This is a genomic window from Kitasatospora sp. NPDC059673, assembly GCF_042734215.1.
Classification (GTDB): Bacteria; Actinomycetota; Actinomycetes; order Streptomycetales; family Streptomycetaceae; genus Kitasatospora.
The window spans coordinates 133,916-150,225 of sequence record NZ_JBHWEN010000016.1 but is presented as its reverse complement, the minus strand read 5'-3'; the positions used below and the strand labels follow the sequence as shown (position 1 = coordinate 150,225).

The window sequence follows — 16,310 nt, the reverse complement described above, 5'->3', positions numbered from 1 at the left end:
GAGTGCCGCACACACCTTCAAGCCAGCATCGGAGCCCCGCCGTGAGCAGCCCGCGCCGTACCGCCCCCGACCGCGGCCGCACCCTGCTCGGCCCGGCGCTGCGCCTGATCCACACCGGGCAGGCCCCCACCCGCTCCGCGCTCACCGGCGCCCTCGACGTCACCCGTGCCACCGCCGGCGCGGTCACGGCCGAGCTGGAGGCGCTCGGCCTGATCAGCGTCGACTCCCGGCCGACCGGCGGCGGCCGCGGCCGCCCCTCGCACCGCCTCGCGCTCGCGGACCCCGGCCCCGCCGTGCTCGCCGCCCAGCTGCACGCCGACGGCGTCTCCGCCGCGCTGGCCGGTCTCGGCGGCCGGCTGCTGGAGTCCGTCCACCTGCCGCTGCCCGCCGACACCTCGCCCGCCCGGCTGCTCGGCGCGGTCGCCGAGGCGGGCGCGCACCTCGCCCGAGGCAGCCGCCGCCGGGTGCTCGGCTTCGCGCTCGCCCTGCCCAACCCCGTCACCGAGCCCGACGGCACCGCGCTCGCCGCGCTGCACTTCGACTGGCCGTCGGGCACCCCCGTCGCCGAGCTGTTCGCCGAACAGGTGGCCGGCGCGGATCTCGGCCCGCGCGCCCGCAGTGCGCTCCCGACCGCCGTCGCCAACGACGCCAACCTGGCCGCACTCGCCGAACACCGGCACGGCGCCGGCCAGGGAGCCCGGCACCTGCTGCTGGTCACCTCCGGGCACCGCGGCGTCGGCGGTGCGCTGGTCGTCGACGGCCGCCTGCACACCGGCAGTTCGGGCCTCGCCCTGGAGGTCGGCCACCTCACCGTCGACCCGCTCGGCCGGCCCTGCCCGTGCGGCAACCGCGGCTGCCTGAACGCCGAGACCGACACCGACGCGCTGTTCGCCGCCGCGAAGCGCCGCCCCGACCCGGACCGGCCGCTGCTGCCCCAGGCCCGCGAACTGGCCCGCGACCCGGAGGCCGCCGACGCCGTCGACCACCTGGTGGAGCGCCTCGGCCTGGGCCTGGCCGGGCTGGTCAACATCCTCAACCCCGACCGGATCGTGCTCAGCGGCCTGCACCAGGACCTGCTGGCCGCCGCCCCCGACCGGCTCGCCGCCGTGGTCGCCGAACGCTGCCTGTGGGGGCGCAGCGGACGGGTGCCGATCGTCCCCGCGCAGGTCGTGCACGCCGGGCTGGTCGGGGCCGCCGAACTCGCCTGGGAGCCCTACCTGGACGACCCGCAGGCCGTCGCGGCGTCCTGAAACGCGAGTGGCGTCCTGACACGCGAGTGGCGTTTTGAGACGCGAACGGCGCGGGAAACGTCGGCGGCCCCGGAAACGCGAACGGCGCGGAAACGCGAACGGCGCGGGTGACGGATCGTCAACCCGCGCCGTTCAGCGCACTGCCAGGGGCGTCACTTGCCGAAGCGGAGCTTCCACGGAGCGACGGCCGACTCCAGCTGCACGCCCAGGCTCATCTTCGACATGCCCTCGACCCGCTCCTCGAAGCGGATCGGCACCTCGGCGATGCGCATGCCGTGCTTGACCACGCGGTAGTTCATCTCGACCTGGAACGAGTAGCCGTTGGAACGCACCGACTGCAGGTCGACCCGGCGCAGCGCCTGCGCCTCCCAGGCCTTGAAGCCCGCCGTGGCGTCCTTGACCTTCAGGTGCAGGATCGCGTTGACGTAGAAGTTCGCCCACGCGGACAGCGCCTTGCGGTGCCACGGCCACTCGGAGGCGGTGGAGCCGCCCGGGACGTAGCGCGAGCCCAGCACGACGGAGGCGTCGGTGGTGGTGAGCTTCTCCACCATGGCGGGGATCGCGGTGTGCGGGTGCGACAGGTCGGCGTCCATCTGGATCACGATGTCGGCGCCGTTCTCCAGCGCCTGCGTCATGCCCGCGATGTAGGCCCGGCCCAGGCCGTCCTTGTCGGTGCGGTGCAGCACGGTCAGCGTGCCGCCCGACTCGGCGCCCAGCTTGTCCGCGACGTCGCCCGTGCCGTCGGGGGAGTTGTCGTCCACTACCAGAACGTGCAGGTTCGGCATGCCGAGCTCGCCCAACCGACCTACCAGGATCGGGAGGTTCTCCCGCTCGTTGTACGTCGGAACAACCACAACAACCTTCGGGTGGGCCTCAGCCATGTTTCTTCTATCCTCGATACGGTTATGAGAGCCGGATGCGGCAGTCTAGCGTTGATCCCCGCACGTACGTTCCGGGGGGCCGCCCGGGTGCCGCACGGGAATCGCGTCCGGGAATCGGTGCGCCCGCCTGCCCGTTCACCGGGCATGACCGACAACACGCAGGCCGATCCCGCCGAACCGCTGCGCTACGCCGCCTTCACCGCCGACCCGGCCGGCGGCAACCCCGCCGGTGTGGTGCTGGACGCCGCCGCGCTGAGCGACGAGCGGCAACTGGCCCTCGCCGCCGAGCTCGGCTACTCCGAGACGGCGTTCCTCACCGAGGTGCCCGACCAGCCGCGCACCCGCACCGTCCGCTACTTCAGCCCGCTGACGGAGGTGCCGTTCTGCGGGCACGCCACCATCGCCGCCGCGGTGGCGCTGGGTGAACTGATCGGCCCCGGCGAGCTGTTGTTCGAGACCAAGGCCGGTCCGGTGCCGGTGGAGGTGGCGCGCACCGAGGCCGGAGAGTTCACGGCGACGTTGACGAGTGTTCCGTCGCACGTCGAGGAGGTCGCCGCGGAGGACGTCCTGGAGGCGCTCGACGCGCTCGGCTGGCGGGCGGAGGAGCTGGACGAGAGGCTGCCGCCGATGATCGCGTACGCCGGTGCCCGGCACCTGGTGCTGGCCGCCGCGACCAGGGCCCGGCTGGCCGACCTCGACTACGACTTCGACGCGCTCGCCGCGCTGATGCGGCGCCTGGAGCTGGTGACCCTTCAGCTGGTCTGGGAGCAGGACGCCACCACCTTCCACGTCCGCGACCCGTTCCCGGTCGGCGGCATCGTGGAGGACCCGGCCACCGGCGCGGCCGCCGCCGCGTTCGGCGCCTACCTGCGCCACCTGCGGCACCTCGGCGCCGCCCGGCTGACGCTGCACCAGGGCGAGGACCTCGGCCGGCCCGGCCTGCTGACCGTGGACGTGTCCGCCGAGGACACCCGGGTGCGGGTCACCGGCCGGGCGGTGCGGATCTCCTGACGTTCCCTCGGCCCCGGGGTGGTTCAGCCGGCGTCGGGGCCGAGGTGGGTTCGGGGCAGGCCCGGGGTGGTTCAGCCGGCGTCGGGGCCGAGGTGGGTTCGGGGCAGGCCCGGGGGCGGTTCAGCCGGCGTCGGGGCCGAGGCGGGTACGGGGCAGGCCCGGGGGCGGTTCAGCCGGCGTCGGGGCCGAGGCGGGTACGGGCCAGGTCGAGCAGCGGCGGGCCGTAGTCCGGGTGCGCGAGGGCGTGCGCGAACTGGGCGAGCAGATAGGCGTGCGGATTGCCGGTGTCGTACCAGCGGCCCTCGATGACCTGGCCGTAGACGGCCCGGCGGGAGGCGTACGCGTTCAACGCGTCGGTGAGGTACAGCTCGCCGACCGGGTTGGCCCGGAACTGCCGGTACTGTTCGCGCAGTTCGTCCACGACGCCGGGCGTCAGCACGTAGCCGCCGATCGCCGCGTAGTGCGACGGGGCGGCAGACGGGTCGGGCTTCTCCACCAGGCCGGTGATGCGCAGCGCGCCGTCGCCCAGGTCCTCCTTGACCACGGGGACGCCGTAGCGGTGCGACTCGGCCGGGTCCATCGGCATCAGCGCGAGCACTGGGGCGCTGGTCTTCTCGTGCGCGGCGATCAATTGGCGGGCGCGCGGCACCTGGGAGACGAACACGTCGTCCGGCCACAGCACCAGGAACGGCTCGTCGCCGAAGTCGCGGGCCGCGTTCAGCACCGGGGTGCCATTGCCGTACGGGCCGTGCTGGAACAGGTAGGTGATGTGGCCGCGCCGGGACAGGTCGGCGACGTCCTCCACCGCGTCGGCGTACGCGTCCTTGCCGGCCGCGCGCAGTTGGGCGACCAGCGCCGGGTTGGGGCGGAAGTGGTCCTGGATCAGCGACTTGTCGCCGGACACCACGATGGTGATGTCGGTGATGCCGGAGTCGATCAACTCCCGCACCGTGTGCTCGATCACCGGCCGGTCGCCGACCGGCAGCATCTCCTTCGGGGTGGCCTTGGTGAGCGGGAGCAGCCGGGAGCCGAGGCCGGCCGCGGGGATGACGGCTCGGCGGAGGGTGGCGCGCATGGGGCCTCTTCCTGTTCCTGGGCGGTCACGGTCGGCACCGACCGTACCAACGCGGTCGCTCCAGGTGACATGCCCGTACTGCGGCGGGAGTAGGCGTGTCTGCTCCGCGAGGCCGATGGTGCGGGCAGGCGGCGCGGATAGCCTTCCGGTATGGGAGACGTTCGGCAGCCGTGGGTGCCCGTCTGGGTGCGGGTCGGCAAGGCGGGGTGGCCGGTGGCGGCCGCCGTCGTGGTGACGGTGGTCCAGGTGGTCGGGACGACGGTGGCCGCCCGGCACCAGGGCGCGCGGGTGCCGCTGGACGCCTGGGGGTACCTGCTGCTGGCGCTCGGCCCGGCGCTGCTGGTGCTGCGGGTGCGGTACCCGGCGCTCACGGTCGCCGCGGTGACGGCCGTGACGGCCGCCAACCTGTGGGCCGGATACCCGTACGGGCCGGCCTTCGTGGCGCTGGTGGTGGCGTTCTTCTCGGCCGTGCAGCGCGGCCACCGGCGGGCGGCCTGGCTGAGCGCCGGCGCGTTCTACGTGCTGCACCTGCTGGTGAGTTACGTGGTGCCGGCGTCCTGGCTGCGGGCGCCGGGCCGCGAGGCGGTGGCCTGGCAGGAGCTCGGCGTCACCGCCTGGCTGCTGCTGATCTTCGTCGGGGCCGAGCTGGCCCGGTTCCGGCGCGAGCAGATCGCCGCCGTGCGGGCCGCCGAGGAGGAGGCGCGGGCGCGCCGCAGCGACGAGGAACGGCTGCGGATGGCACGGGAGTTGCACGACATCCTGGCGCACTCGATCTCGCTGATCCACCTCCAGGCGGGCGTCGCCCTGGAACTGCTGGACGCCCGGCCCGAGCAGGCCCGGGACGCGCTCACCACCATCAAGGCGACCAGCAAGGAGGCGCTCGGCGAAGTCCGCCAGGTGCTCGGCACGCTGCGCACCCCCGGGGCCGCCGCGCCGCGCACCCCCGCGCCCGGCCTGGAGCGCCTCGACGAACTGGTCGCGCAGGCCGGCCACGCGGGCCTCGCCGTCACCGTCCGCGCCGAGGGACGCGCCGAGGGACGCGCCGAGGGACGCATCGGGCAGCTCGGCGCGGGCCTCGGACTCGCCGCGTTCCGGATCGTCCAGGAGGCGCTGACCAACGTGCTGCGGCACTCCACCGCCCGCACCGCCGACGTCCAACTCGCCTGGCAGCCCGGCTGGTTGGAGCTGACCGTCACCGACCCGGGGCCGCCCGGCGGTGGCGACGCGGGCGGCAGTGGCACCGGGCTGACCGGCATGCACGAGCGTGCCGCCGCGTTCGGCGGCACCGTGGACGCCGGGCCCGACGGCGCCGGCGGCTGGCAGGTCCGGGCCCGGCTGCCGCTCGCACCTGTCGAACCGAAGGGAGCCCAGGCGTGATCAGGGTGCTGCTCGCCGACGACCAGCGGCTGGTGCGGGCCGGATTCCGGGCCCTGCTGGACGCCCAGGCCGACCTGGAGGTGGTCGGCGAGGCCGACGACGGCGAACAGGCCCTCGCCCGGGCCGCCGAACTGCGTCCCGACGTGGTGCTGATGGACATCCGGATGCCCCGCCTGGACGGCCTCGCCACCACTCGCCGGATCTGCGCCGATCCCGAACTGGCGGGCGTGCGCGTGGTCGTGCTGACCACCTTCGAACTCGACGAGTACGTCTTCGAGGCGCTGCGGGCCGGCGCCGCGGGCTTCCTGGTCAAGGACACCGAACCCGGCGAACTGCTGCGCGCCGTCCGGGTCGCCGCCTCCGGTGACGCCCTGCTCTCCCCGGGCGTCACCCGCCGCCTGATCGGCGAGTTCGCCGCCCGCTCCAAGGAGCCGTCCACCGCCCGCCTGGACGTCCTCACCGAGCGCGAACGCGAAGTCCTCGCGCTGGTCGGCCTCGGCCTCACCAACGAGGACATCGCCCGCCGCCTGGTGGTCAGCCCGCTCACCGCGAAGACCCACGTCAGCCGCACCATGGTCAAACTCGGCGTCCGCGACCGCGCCCAACTCGTCGTCGCCGCCTACGAATCCGGGCTCGTCCGGCCCGGCTGGCTGGGGTAGTCCCCCGGGAGTAGCGGGGGTGCCGCCCGGTGGGGGACGCGGCGGGGGTGGCGGCGGCGGGACGGTGGAGGGGTGGCCGGGGAGGAGATCCCGGCCCCCGCTCTAGGAGATGAGTTCCGATGGTCACACTGCTGGCCGATGGGTACGGGCACTGGCCCGGGCCGTGGGTGCTGGTGTTCCCGTTCTTCTGGCTGCTGGTCGTGGTGCTCGTGGTGCTGGTTCTGCGCCGGGTGGTGTGGCGGCGCCGCGGCTGGTGGGGCGGCGGCTTCGAGCACGCCCCGCTGGCGGTGCTGGGGCGGCGCTACGCGCAGGGCGAGATCGACGCCGAGGAGTACCGCGAGCGCCGCGCCGTGCTGACCGAGGGCCAGGACACCCCGGGGGTGAAGCGATGAGCGCCGCCGCCCGGGTCGAGGAGGCCGTGAAGGAGTACGGCGCGGGGGAGACCCGGGTGCGGGCCCTGGACGGGGTGAGCGTCGAGTTCGCCGCCGCCCGGTTCACCGCCGTGATGGGGCCCTCCGGCTCCGGCAAGTCCACCCTGATCCACTGCGCGGCCGGGCTCGACACGCTCAGCGGCGGCCGCGCCTGGCTCGGCGACACCGAACTGTCCGCCCTCGGCGACCGGGAGCTGACGCTGCTGCGCCGGGAGCGGATCGGCTTCGTGTTCCAGGCGTTCAACCTGGTACCGACCCTCACCGTGCGGGAGAACATCACCCTGCCGCTCGACCTCGGCGCCACCGCGCCCGACCCCGACTGGCTGGACACCCTGATCGGCGTGGTCGGCCTCGGCGACCGCCTGCACCACCGCCCCAGCCGGCTCTCCGGCGGCCAGCAGCAGCGCGTGGCCGTCGCTCGGGCGCTCGCCGGACGCCCCCAGGTGGTGTTCGCCGACGAGCCGACCGGCAACCTGGACTCCCGCAGCGGCGGCGAAGTCCTCGGCCTGCTGCGCTCCGCCGTCGACACCATGCACCAGTCGGTGGTGATGGTCACCCACGACCCGGCCGCCGCCGCGTACGCCGACACCGTGCTGTTCCTCGCCGACGGCCGCCTCGTCGGCACCATGCAACAGCCCAGCGCCGAACGGGTACTGGACCGGATGAAGGCCTTCGACGGCCGCCGGACCGAGGCGGGCGCCCGGTGAACGCCGGCGTCCGGATCGGGGCGCGCTCGCTGCTCGCCCACCGCCGCCGCCTGGTCGGCACCGTGCTGTCGATCGTCCTCGGCGTCGCCTTCCTGACCGGCACGATGGTGCTCGGCGACACCCTGCGCGCCAACTTCGACACCCTGTTCGCCGACGCCAACGCCGGCACCGACGCCGTCGTCCGCAGCGCCGACGCGGTCGCCGACCCCGGTGTCCCCGGCGGCGTCCGCGCCCCGCTCGACGAGTCGCTGACCGCCGAACTGCGCGCCGTGCCCGGGGTGAGCGCCGCCGAAGGCTCCGTCCAGGGCGCCGGCCAACTCATCGGCGCGGACGGCAAGGCGATCGGCGGTCAGGGCCCGCCCACCTGGGCCGGCAACTGGATCACCGACCCGAAACTCAACCCTTACCGGCTCGCCGAAGGCCGCGCCCCCGCCGCCCCCGGCGAAGCGGTGATCAACCGCGGCGCCGCCAAGGCCGGCACACTGCACGTCGGCGACACCACCGTGCTGCGCACCCCCGACCCGGTGCGGATCACCGTGGTCGGCATCGCCACCTTCGGCGCCGACGCCGACGGCATGGGCCCCAGCACCTTCACCGCGCTCACCCTCGCCGACGCCCAGGCCCACCTGACACCCAGAGGCAGCGGCCAGGTCTCCAGCATCCGGCTGCGCTCCGACAGCCTGAGCCAGCGCCAACTGGTGGAGCGGGTACGCCCGTTGCTGCCCGCCGGGGTGGAGGCGCTGACCGGCGCGGACGCCACCGCGCAGTCCACGGCCGACGTCTCCGGGCGCTTCCTCGGACTGTTCACCACCCTGCTGCTGGTGTTCGCCGGCATCGCCCTGCTGGTCGCCACCTTCACCATCCACAACACCTTCGCCATCGTCACCGCCCAGCGCACCCGCGAGAACGCCCTGCTGCGCGCCCTCGGCGCGAGCCGCCGACAGGTGCTCGGCACCACCCTCGGTGAAGCCCTCGCGATCGGGCTGCTGGCCTCCGTACTCGGCCTGCTCGGCGGCTTCGGCGTCGCCGCCGGCCTCAAGGCGCTGTTCGCGGCGATCGGCTTCACCCTGCCCACCGGCGGCACCGTGATCAAGGCCGCCACCATCGCCCTGCCGCTGCTGGTCGGCACCCTGGTCGCGGCCGGATCCGCACTCGCCCCCGCCCTGCGCGCCGCCCGCACCGCCCCGCTCGCCGCGCTCCGCGACACCGCCGTGGACGAGACGGCCACCGGCCGAAGTGCCCTGCTGCGCACGGCACTCGGTGCGCTGCTGGTGGCCGGCGGGCTGCCCGCCGTGATCCTCGGCGCGACCCGCGGGCCCTCGCTGGTGCTGGCCGCGACCGGCGCGCTCGCCCTGCTGCTGGGCACCGTGGTGCTCGGACCGGTCGCCGCCGCGTCCGCCGTCCGGGTGCTCGGCGCGCCGCTGGCCCGGCTGCGCGGCGTCACCGGCGCCCTGGCCCGCCGCAACGCCGCCCGCAACCCGAAGCGGACCGCCGCCACCGCCGGCGCGCTGATGGTCGGCGTCGCCGTGGTCACCCTGTTCACCGTGTTCGGCGCCTCCGTGCAGGCCACCCTGGATGACACCGTCTCCCGGTCCTTCGCCGGCGACCTCGCCGTCACCGCCCCCGCCGCCGGGGCCGGCGGCAGCGGCGTCTCCCCGAAGCTGGCGCCGGTGCTGGCCGCCCTGCCGGAGGTCCGCGCGGCCGCCGGTCTCGGCCGGGGTGTGGCCCAAGTGGACGGCCACGGCAAGCAGTTGGACGTCGCCGACCCCGCGCAGCTGGTGCAGGTCACCGACCTCGGACGGATCGACGGGTCGCTGGCCGACCTCGGCACCGACGGCCTCGCCGTCTCCCGCACCGAGGCCGCCGCCCGCGGCTGGCGGCTCGGCACCGTCGTCCCCGTGCGGTTCGCCGACGGCCCCGCCACCTTCACCGTCCGCGCCCTGTACCGCGGTGGCGGCGTCACCGGCGACTACCTGATCAGCCGCGCGGCCTGGCAGCCGCACCGCGTCCAGGACTCCGACAGCGTGATCGCCGTCGCCCTGAAGCCCGGCGTCGCCCTGGACGCCGGCAAGGCCGCGATCGCCCGGGTGGCCGACGCGTACGGCAACCCGCAGGTGCAGACCCGCGCCGAGTACGCCAAGAGCTCCGCCTCCGGCGTCGACACGATGCTCTCCGTGGTCTACGCGCTGCTCGCGCTCGCCGTGCTGATCGCCCTGCTCGGCATCGCCAACACGCTCACCCTGGCCGTCCACGAGCGCATCCGCGAGCTCGGCCTGCTGCGGGCCGTCGGCCAGACCCGGGCCCAGCTGCGGGCCATGGTGCGCTGGGAGTCGGTGCTGGTCGCCGCGTTCGGCACGGCCGGCGGGCTGGCGCTCGGCGCACTGCTCGGCTGGGCGCTCACCCGGGCCGCGGACAGCGCCGGCACCGGCTCGTTCGCGCTGCCCGCCGGGCGGCTCGCGATCGTCGCGCTGGTCGGCCTGGCGGCCGGGGCGCTGGCCGGGCTGCGGCCCGCCGCCCGGGCCGCGAAGCTGGACATCCTGGCGGCGGTGGCCGCCTCATGACCCGCTGCCGGCTTCGGAGTTGAGGGTTTCGCGCGCGGCGGCCCCGGCTTCCCCATAAGTGGAAGCTGGGGTCGCCGTAACCGTCACTTATCGTAGTCGCCTGTTACAGTGGGTGGGTATTCGGCGGATGTGAGGAGAGTGCGCGATGACCGTTGCGAGTGTTCCCACTCTGGACGTGGACCGTTCCGACCCCGAGTACCGGGCCTGGCTGAAGGAAGCGGTCCGCCGCGTCCAGGCCGACGCCAACCGCTCCGCCGACACCCACCTGCTGCGCTTCCCGCTGCCCGCCGGGTGGGGCATCGACCTGTACCTGAAGGACGAGTCCACCCACCCCACCGGCAGCCTCAAGCACCGCCTCGCCCGCTCGCTGTTCCTGTACGCCCTCTGCAACGGCTGGGTCCGCCCCGGCAAGCCCGTCATCGAGGCGTCCAGCGGCTCCACCGCCGTCTCCGAGGCGTACTTCGCGCAGCTGATCGGCGTCCCGTTCATCGCCGTGATGGCCCGCTCCACCAGCCGCGCCAAGATCGAACTGATCGAGTTCCACGGCGGGCGCTGCCACCTGGTCGACAACGCCTGCGAGGTGTACGAGGCCGCCGCCGGGCTGGCCGCCGAGACCGGCGGGCACTACATGGACCAGTTCACCTACGCCGAGCGGGCCACCGACTGGCGCGGCAACAACAACATCGCCGAGTCCGTCTTCGCCCAGCTGCGGATGGAACCGCACCCCGAACCCGCCTGGATCGTCGCCACCGCCGGCACCGGCGGCACCTCCGCCACCATCGCCCGGTACGTGCACTACATGCAGCACGACACCCGGATCTGCGTCGCCGACCCGGAGAACTCCTGCTTCTTCGACGGCTGGGTGCACCGCGACCCCGACGCCACCGTTCCCACCTCCTCCCGGATCGAGGGCATCGGCCGCCCCCGGATGGAGCCGTCCTTCGTGCCCGGCGCGATCGACCGGATGATGCGGGTGCCCGACGCCGCGTCCGTCGCCGCCGTCCACCTGCTGGAGACGGTGCTCGGCAAGAAGGCCGGCGCCTCCACCGGCACCGGCCTGTACAGCGCGCTCAAGCTGGTCGCCGAGATGCGGGCGGAGGGCCGCACCGGCAGCGTCGTCACGCTGATCTGCGACCCCGGCGACCGCTACCTCGACAAGTACTACTCCGCCCAGTGGCTCGCCGCCGAACGCCTCGACCCCGGGCCGCACCGCGCCGCCCTGGAGGCGTTCCTCTCGGGCGGCGAGTGGGTGGACGGCTGAGGCGCCGCGTCACTTCGTCCTCGGCGCCGTCTTCGGACCCTTCTTCTGCACCGTCTTCGGCTCGGTGAGCGTGAGGGTGGCGACCGCGATCATGGTGGCGGCCGTCGCGAAGTGGATCACGAAGGCCGCGAGGACGCTGCCGTGGTGGGTCAGGACGGTGGTCGCGTCGCCGATCGGGGTGAGCGCCGTGACCAGCAGCGCCCAGCCCGAGGCCCGGCGCTGACCGAGCAGCAGCAGGACCGTCGGGACGATGCCGGAGACCACGTCGCGGATGCCCTTGAGGATCAGGAACGCCGTCGCGTCGCCGTGCGGCCACACCGGGAGGCCGAAGCCGGTCGCGGTGTGCTCCGGGGCGAGGATGTAGCTGAGGCCGAACCAGAGCGGGAAGAGGCCGAGCAGCACGGTGCCGACAGTGGCCGCGTGGACCCGCAGACCGGTGGCGGAGGTGGCGGGCGCGTTCGCGGTGATGGACATGGTGGTTCCCCCAAAGCTTTCCGTGAAGTGGGCTGCGCCGCCCGCTGGTTAGCGGCGCTAGCGATGTGAACAACGCTAGACCGACGGGCCGTCAGTTGTCTAGCGCTGCTAGGATTTCGGGCATGGCTATCAAAGAACGCAGGGCGCGCGAACGCGCCGAACGGGAACAGCTCATCGTCCGGGCCGCCCGCGAACTCGCCGAGACCGAGGGCTGGGACGCCGTCACCACCCGCCGCCTCGCCGAACGCATCGAGTACAGCCAGCCCGTCCTGTACAGCCACTTCGCCGGCAAGGACGCGATCGTCGCCGCCGTCGCCGTCGAGGGCTGCGCCGAACTCGCCGTCCAACTGCGAACAGCGGCCGCCGGCCTGGACGACCCGAGGGACGCGTTCGCCGCCGTCGCCCGGGCCTACCTGGCGTTCGCCGCCGCCAACCCCGCGCTCTACGACGCGATCTTCACCATGGCCACCCCGCTCCCGTTCGGCACGCCCGAGGCACCCGCCGCCCTGCACGAAGCCTTCGCCGCCATCGCCGACCCCGCCACCGCGAGCGCCACCGCCGCCGGCCTCGACCCGGCCGGCTACACCGAACTCGCCTGGTCCGCCCTGCACGGCATGGCGACCCTCGCCCGCGGAGGCCGGCTGCGCCCCGAACTCGACGACAGCCGCATGGCCGCCTTCACCGCCGTCTTCTGACCCCACGCCGGGTGCAACCGCGCCGCCGCTCCGCCCGTCCGAACACCGTGACGGCGGACGCGACGGTCGCGGCGCCCGAGGAGGAGACACACCGTGAACCTGCTGGGACGCCCTGCCGCCGCCGCCATGGGCACGGCCTTCGCCGCCGTCGCGACCCTGGCCACCACCCGGATCCTCGCCCACAACTGGATGGGCTGCGCCACCCACCTCGAACCCGGCAGCCGCGCCGCCCTGCTCCTCTTCGCCCCCCTCTGCTTCGGCCTCCTGGCCGCCGGCGGCGCCATCGCCGGACTCCTCACCCGCGGCATCCGCCGCCACCTCGAGGACCCCGAATTCCTCCGCCTCTTCGCCGTCGCCCTCGGCATCACCCTCACCGCCCTCACCCTCGGCACCCTCCTCACCGGCCCGGCCACGACCGGCTGCCCCGCCGCGCCATAGGCCTGACGGCCCGGCCGGGCGGAAGGCACGTGCAGGCATCGTGTGCTGACGGTCAGTCAGCTATAGGCTGATGGCCCGGTGCTGCGTTGGCGGAGGAGGTGTGGACGATCGACGGGCACAGCGGCGGCGGGTCGCACAACGAACTGTCGGGGAGTGCGCACCAGGCCGTCCAGGCGGGGACAGTGAACGGCGGCATCCACCTGTACGGCCGCCCGGAGCCCGAGCGCGCCGATGCGCCAACGCCCCGCCAACTCCCGGCGGACGTACGGGGATTCGTCAACCGGACCGGCGAACTGCGTGAGCTGGATGCGACTCTGGCAGGTCAGGACGGCGATGGTCCCGCCCCGGTGTACGTCATCGCGGGCACCGCCGGGGCGGGAAAGACCTCGCTCGCCCTGCGCTGGGCCCACCGGGCGCGGGCCCGATTCCCGGACGGGCAGCTGTACGTCAACCTGCGCGGCTACGACCCCGGACGGCCCGTCACCGCCCGCGAGGCGCTGGACCGGTTCCTGGTCTCGCTCGGCGTTCCCGCCGCGTCCGTCCCGCCGGACGAGGATGCCGCCGCCGCGCTCTACCGGTCCCTGCTGGCCGACCGCCGGGTCCTGGTGGTGCTGGACAACGCCGCCACCGTCGCCCAGGTCCGGCCGCTGCTGCCCGGCAGCGCGGGTTGCCTGGTTCTTGTCACCAGCCGCAGCCGACTGTCCGGGCTCGCGGTGCGCGACGGCGCGCGTCGCCTCACCCTGGGCACCCTCCCCGAGCCGGAGGCGGTCGCGCTGCTGCGTGCCGTCACGGCCGACCACCGGCGGGCGGACGATCCCGCCGAACTCACGGAGCTCGCCCGGCTCTGCGCCCAACTCCCGCTCGCCCTGCGGATCGCGGCCGAGCGCGCCGCCAGGCTGCCCCACCTGGGGCTGGACGATCTGATCGCCGACCTGCGTGACGAATCGGCGCTGTGGGACGTGCTGAGCGTCGGCGACGAGGAGGAGAGCGATGCCGTCCGCACGGTGTTCGCCTGGTCCTACCGGGCCCTGCCCGAGCCCGCTGCCCGGCTGTTCCGCCGGCTGGGCCTGCACCCCGGACCCGAGTTCGGGCTGTACGCCGCAGCCGCGCTGGCCGAACTGACCACCAGCCGGACCCGGCAGCTCCTGGACACCCTGGTCGGCGTGCACCTCGTCGAACAGACCGCCCCCGACCGGTACCAGTTCCACGACCTGCTGCGCGCCTACGCCACCGACCAGGCACAGCACGAGGAATCGTCCGCACAGCGGCAGGACGCGCTCGGCCGCGTGGTCGACTGGTACCTGCACACGGCCGACGCCGCCCAGCAGTGGCTGAGCCCGGCCGAGGCCCGCCTCCCGCTCGCCCCGCCGGCCGACGGCGTGCAGCCCCTGACCTTCGCCGACCACAATGCTGCCGCGGACTGGGCCGAGCGGGACCGGACCAATCTCCTGCACGCCGTCCGCACCGCCGCCGCGGCCGGACTCGACCGGCAGACCTGGCAGTTGGCCGCCGCGCTCTGGAATGTGCCCGCCCCTTCCGCCCCGGGAGCGGACTGGATCCCGGCCGGCCGCCTCGGCCTGGCAGCCGCCGACCGGTTGCAGGACCGGGCCGCGAAGGCCCTGCTGCTCACCGACCTCGGGATGACCCACACCCGGGTCAACCGCCTCGACGCCGCCGAGGCCCACCACCGGGACGCCCTCGTGCTCTGGCGCGAGCTGGGCGACCGCGGCAACGAGGCCCACGCGCTGAACCTGCTCGGCCTCACCCACCTGCGGCGGCGTCAACTGGACGAAGCGGCGGCCCACTTCGACCGGGCCATCGCCGCGTTCCGCCTGCTCGGCGAGACCCACTGGGAGACCACCGTGCTCGCCAACCTGGCCGGTACCCACCACCACGCCGGGCGGACCGAGCCGGCCCGGGCCGCCGCCGAACAGGCCCTCGCCGCGCACCGCGCTTCGGGCAACCGGCGCGCGGAGGGAAACGCCCTGCGCCTGCTCGGCGAGATCCTGCGCGAACAGGGCAACCTGGCCGAGTCGTTGACGGCGGCCCAGGACGCGGTGGAGATCGCGCTCGCCCTGCGCAACCACCGGCTGGAGGCGTTCTGGCTGATCACCCTCGGCGACAGCCAGCAGGCCACCGGCCAGTACGCCGAAGCGCTCGACTCCTACCACCGCTCCGCCGTCCTGCACCGCCGCCTCGGCGACCGCAGCCGCGAGGCCCTCGCCTGGCACGGCGCCGGACAGACCCACCTCCGACTCGACCGGCCCGAGGACGCCGCCGGTTTCTTCCGCCGTGCCGCCACCACCCACCGCGAACTCGGCGACGCCTGGCACGAAGCCCTCAGCCGCGACGGACTGGCCCGGGCCCTGCGCGGCCGCGACGCGGAGGCTGCTCGCCGTCACTGGGGTGCGGCGCTTGCTCTGCTGGCCGGGTACGACGATCTGCGTGCGGTGCGGCAGCGTGAGTGGGTCGAACGCGGCCTTGCGAGCTGAGGTTTCGTTGTGCGGTGAGGCGGGCGTGGGTGGCGAGGGTTTCGGTGAAGGTGGTGGTGAGGCGGTCGGGGCGGGTGCGGGTGTAGGCGGCGAGGGGGCGGTGGATCGGGGGGTGGGGGCGGAGGATGGCGGCGTCGAGGGTGGGCGGGAGGATGGTGGCGGGGACGAGGGCGGGGCCGAGGCCGGCGGCGGCGAGCATGGGGGCGGCGGCGGTCTGTTCGGTGCGGACGGCGGGGTGGGGGAGGAAGCCGGCTGCGGCGCAGGACCGGTCGAGGAGTTCGGCGAGGCCGTGGCCGGGGGCGTAGTGGACCCAGGCGCGGTCGGCGAGGGCGGAGAGGGGGAGGGTGCCGTCCGGGGGGTCGGCGAGCGGGTCGTCGGTGGGGAGCACGAGGGCGAACTCCTCGATGCCCAACTCCCGTACGGGGCCGTCCCATTCGGTGGGGACCGGGCCGATGGCGAGGTCTGCGCCGCCGGCGGCCGTCGCGGCGCGCAGCAGGTCGGCGTGCGGGTACTCGCGCAGGCGGATGCGGATCGTGGGGTGCTGTCGGCGCCAGGCGCGCAGGACCGGCGGGAGGATGCCGAGGGCGATGGAGTGGACGGTGGCGACCTCGAGTTCGCCGTCCTCCAGGCCGGCGGTGCGGCGGGCCGCGGCGTGCAGGCGCTGGGCGTCGGCGAGGACGGCGCGGGCGTGCGGCAGGACGGCCCGGCCGAGCGGGGTGGGGCGGACGGCGCGCGGGAGGCGTTCGAGGAGGGGGCCGCCGAGGGCGGACTCCAGCGCCCGGACCTGGTGGGAGAGCGCGGGCTGGGTGACGTGCAGGTGTTCGGCGGCCCGGGTGAAGGAGCCGGTGTCGACCACGGTGACCAGGTATTCGAGCTGCCGGAGCGTTGCTGCCATGCACACAGTTTATGGGTGGGGTGAAGAACAAGCCTTGGACCTATCGCAGCAGGTCGAGGAGGGTGGAGGGGCAGGAAGTACCGTCCAGGAAGAAGGAGTCCCC

At 74.5% G+C, this 16,310-nt stretch carries 14 protein-coding genes and 1 pseudogene; 11 read left to right on the top strand and 4 right to left on the bottom strand.

All coding sequences use genetic code 11. From position 1 onward, the window contains the following. Window positions 1-41 precede the first annotated feature (41 nt). The gene (locus tag ACFV18_RS20300) at window positions 42-1,250 is read left to right on the top strand and encodes an ROK family protein (RefSeq protein WP_380485066.1); all 1,209 of its coding nucleotides are present in this window, start codon (window positions 42-44) and stop codon (window positions 1,248-1,250) included. Window positions 1,251-1,402: 152 nt separating this feature from the next. Here the strand turns inward: ACFV18_RS20300 and ACFV18_RS20295 are convergent, their stop codons facing one another. Then, window positions 1,403-2,131, bottom strand: coding sequence for a polyprenol monophosphomannose synthase (locus ACFV18_RS20295; RefSeq protein ID WP_380485064.1), 729 nt, complete (start codon window positions 2,129-2,131; stop codon window positions 1,403-1,405). 144 nt (window positions 2,132-2,275) lie between these two features. Here ACFV18_RS20295 and ACFV18_RS20290 point away from each other — a divergent pair, with 144 nt between their 5' ends. Next, window positions 2,276-3,142 carry a PhzF family phenazine biosynthesis protein gene (locus tag ACFV18_RS20290; RefSeq protein ID WP_380485062.1) on the top strand — a complete coding sequence of 289 codons (867 nt, stop codon included), beginning with the start codon at window positions 2,276-2,278 and terminating at the stop codon, window positions 3,140-3,142. Window positions 3,143-3,311: 169 nt separating this feature from the next. Here the strand turns inward: ACFV18_RS20290 and ACFV18_RS20285 are convergent, their stop codons facing one another. After that, on the bottom strand, window positions 3,312-4,217 hold the full coding sequence (locus ACFV18_RS20285; RefSeq protein ID WP_380485060.1) for a UTP--glucose-1-phosphate uridylyltransferase: 906 nt from the start codon (window positions 4,215-4,217) through the stop codon (window positions 3,312-3,314). A gap of 150 nt (window positions 4,218-4,367) precedes the next feature. Between ACFV18_RS20285 and ACFV18_RS20280 the strand changes: the two genes are divergently transcribed. The 6 genes from ACFV18_RS20280 (at window position 4,368) to ACFV18_RS20255 (ending at window position 11,213) form a co-directional block, all read left to right on the top strand. Continuing rightward, a complete protein-coding gene (locus tag ACFV18_RS20280) occupies window positions 4,368-5,594 on the top strand; it encodes a sensor histidine kinase (RefSeq protein ID WP_380485059.1) in 1,227 nt (408 codons plus the stop codon). Further along, entirely contained in the window at window positions 5,591-6,253 is a 663-nt protein-coding gene (locus tag ACFV18_RS20275) for a response regulator (protein WP_380485057.1), read from the top strand. The genes ACFV18_RS20280 and ACFV18_RS20275 overlap by 4 nt, the downstream gene beginning before the upstream one ends. Before the next feature lie 119 nt (window positions 6,254-6,372). Then, entirely contained in the window at window positions 6,373-6,645 is a 273-nt protein-coding gene (locus tag ACFV18_RS20270) for an SHOCT domain-containing protein (RefSeq protein ID WP_380485055.1), read from the top strand. Beyond that, on the top strand, window positions 6,642-7,391 hold the full coding sequence (locus tag ACFV18_RS20265; RefSeq protein WP_380485053.1) for an ABC transporter ATP-binding protein: 750 nt from the start codon (window positions 6,642-6,644) through the stop codon (window positions 7,389-7,391). Before ACFV18_RS20270 ends, ACFV18_RS20265 begins: the two co-directional genes overlap by 4 nt. Next, window positions 7,388-9,952, top strand: a complete 2,565-nt coding sequence (locus ACFV18_RS20260) for an ABC transporter permease (RefSeq protein ID WP_380485051.1) — start codon at window positions 7,388-7,390, stop codon at window positions 9,950-9,952. Before ACFV18_RS20265 ends, ACFV18_RS20260 begins: the two co-directional genes overlap by 4 nt. 145 nt (window positions 9,953-10,097) lie before the next feature. Next, window positions 10,098-11,213, top strand: coding sequence for a PLP-dependent cysteine synthase family protein (locus ACFV18_RS20255; RefSeq protein ID WP_380485049.1), 1,116 nt, complete (start codon window positions 10,098-10,100; stop codon window positions 11,211-11,213). A gap of 9 nt (window positions 11,214-11,222) precedes the next feature. On the opposite strand, the gene ACFV18_RS20250 is transcribed toward ACFV18_RS20255, so the two are convergent. Then, on the bottom strand, window positions 11,223-11,687 hold the full coding sequence (locus ACFV18_RS20250; protein WP_380485047.1) for a DUF4267 domain-containing protein: 465 nt from the start codon (window positions 11,685-11,687) through the stop codon (window positions 11,223-11,225). A gap of 122 nt (window positions 11,688-11,809) precedes the next feature. Between ACFV18_RS20250 and ACFV18_RS20245 the strand changes: the two genes are divergently transcribed. The 3 genes from ACFV18_RS20245 to ACFV18_RS20235 all read left to right on the top strand — a co-directional run bounded on the left by ACFV18_RS20245 (window position 11,810) and on the right by ACFV18_RS20235 (window position 15,312). After that, the gene (locus tag ACFV18_RS20245; protein ID WP_380485046.1) at window positions 11,810-12,382 is read left to right on the top strand and encodes a TetR/AcrR family transcriptional regulator; all 573 of its coding nucleotides are present in this window, start codon (window positions 11,810-11,812) and stop codon (window positions 12,380-12,382) included. A 93-nt stretch (window positions 12,383-12,475) separates the two neighbouring features. Then, a complete protein-coding gene (locus ACFV18_RS20240; protein WP_380485044.1) occupies window positions 12,476-12,820 on the top strand; it encodes a hypothetical protein in 345 nt (114 codons plus the stop codon). Between the two features lie 86 nt (window positions 12,821-12,906). Beyond that, complete coding sequence (locus ACFV18_RS20235) at window positions 12,907-15,312, top strand: ATP-binding protein (protein WP_380485042.1); 2,406 nt, start codon at window positions 12,907-12,909, stop codon at window positions 15,310-15,312. A gap of 37 nt (window positions 15,313-15,349) precedes the next feature. On the opposite strand, the pseudogene ACFV18_RS20230 reads toward ACFV18_RS20235, so the two are convergent. Next, window positions 15,350-16,207, bottom strand: a pseudogene (locus ACFV18_RS20230) (LysR substrate-binding domain-containing protein); the annotation flags it as partial. Window positions 16,208-16,310 lie beyond the last annotated feature (103 nt).

Bases quoted from the DNA above. Each gene is read 5' to 3' on its own strand.
- ACFV18_RS20295 (WP_380485064.1), bottom strand. From the start codon at position 2,131: ATGGCTGAGGCCCACCCGAAGGTTGTTGTGGTTGTTCCGACGTACAAC.
- ACFV18_RS20290 (WP_380485062.1), top strand. From the start codon at position 2,276: ATGACCGACAACACGCAGGCCGATCCCGCCGAACCGCTGCGCTACGCC.
- ACFV18_RS20285 (WP_380485060.1), bottom strand. From the start codon at position 4,217: ATGCGCGCCACCCTCCGCCGAGCCGTCATCCCCGCGGCCGGCCTCGGC.
- ACFV18_RS20280 (WP_380485059.1), top strand. From the start codon at position 4,368: ATGGGAGACGTTCGGCAGCCGTGGGTGCCCGTCTGGGTGCGGGTCGGC.
- ACFV18_RS20270 (WP_380485055.1), top strand. From the start codon at position 6,373: ATGGTCACACTGCTGGCCGATGGGTACGGGCACTGGCCCGGGCCGTGG.
- ACFV18_RS20265 (WP_380485053.1), top strand. From the start codon at position 6,642: ATGAGCGCCGCCGCCCGGGTCGAGGAGGCCGTGAAGGAGTACGGCGCG.
- ACFV18_RS20255 (WP_380485049.1), top strand. From the start codon at position 10,098: ATGACCGTTGCGAGTGTTCCCACTCTGGACGTGGACCGTTCCGACCCC.
- ACFV18_RS20250 (WP_380485047.1), bottom strand. From the start codon at position 11,687: ATGTCCATCACCGCGAACGCGCCCGCCACCTCCGCCACCGGTCTGCGG.
- ACFV18_RS20245 (WP_380485046.1), top strand. From the start codon at position 11,810: ATGGCTATCAAAGAACGCAGGGCGCGCGAACGCGCCGAACGGGAACAG.